Raw genomic sequence first — 1,015 nt, forward strand, 5'->3', positions numbered from 1 at the left:
CCAGCTTGAGCCCGTGGCCCGCCTGGACCTCGCCGGTGTCAGGGGTCTCCTCCCCGGCGAGCATGCGCAGCAGCGTCGTCTTGCCGGCGCCGTTGTAGCCCAGGATCACCACGCGCGAGCCGCGGTCGATCGCCAGGTCCACTCCCGTGAAGATCTCGAGCGAGCCGTAGGACTTGGAGAGGTTCTCGGCGCGCAGCGGCGTCTTGCCGGAGGCCTGCGGGGTGGGGAAGCGGATCGCGGCCACGCGGTCGACCGCGCGCTCGCCCTCGACGCCGCGCATGAGCCGCTCGGCGCGCTTGATCATGTTCTGCGCGGCGGTGGCCTTGGTCGCCTTGGCACGCATCTTCTCGGCCTGGGCCATGAGGGCCGAGGCCTTCTTCTCCGCGTTGGCGAACTCCCGGCGGCGGCGCGCCTCGTCCTGCTGGCGCTGGGCGAGGTAGTTCTTCCACGTCATGTTGTAGACGTCCATGGTCTGCCGGTTCGCGTCCAGGTAGAGGACCTTGTTCACGGTCATCTCCATGAGCTCCACGTCGTGCGAGATCATCAGGAGGCCGCCGGAGTAGGTCTTCAGGTAGTCGCGCAGCCACACGATCGAGTCGTGGTCGAGGTGGTTGGTGGGCTCGTCCAGCAGCATGATGTCCGCGTCGGAGAAGAGGATGCGGCCGAGCTCCACGCGGCGGCGCTGGCCGCCGGAGAGGGTGTGCAGCGGCTGGTCCAGGACGCGGTCCGGCAGGCCGAGGTTGGACGTGATCCGGGCGGCCTCGGACTCGGCTGCGTAGCCGCCGCGTGCCTCGAACTCCGCCTCCAGGCGGGAGTAGCGGTTCATCGCCCGCTCCCGCTCTGCGTCGTCGACGGCGGCCATCCCGGCCTCGGCCTCGCGCATGCGCCGGATGGTCTGGTCCAGGTCGCGGGCGGAGAGGATGCGGTCACGGCCGGACTGGTCCATGTCCTCGACCTTGGGGTCCTGGGGCAGGTAGCCGATGCGCCCGGTCCGGGTCACGGTGCCCGCCGTCGG

The 1,015-nt window shown here is 70.3% G+C and carries 1 protein-coding gene; it reads right to left on the reverse strand.

Annotated elements, in window-relative coordinates; translation table 11 throughout:
• Positions 1-1,015 (reverse strand): ATP-binding cassette domain-containing protein (locus AB0N07_RS52295; RefSeq protein WP_365848205.1); only part of this gene is annotated, 1,015 nt, incomplete at both ends.

Source organism: Streptomyces sp. NPDC051172 (genome assembly GCF_040682555.1).
GTDB lineage: Bacteria > Actinomycetota > Actinomycetes > Streptomycetales > Streptomycetaceae > Streptomyces.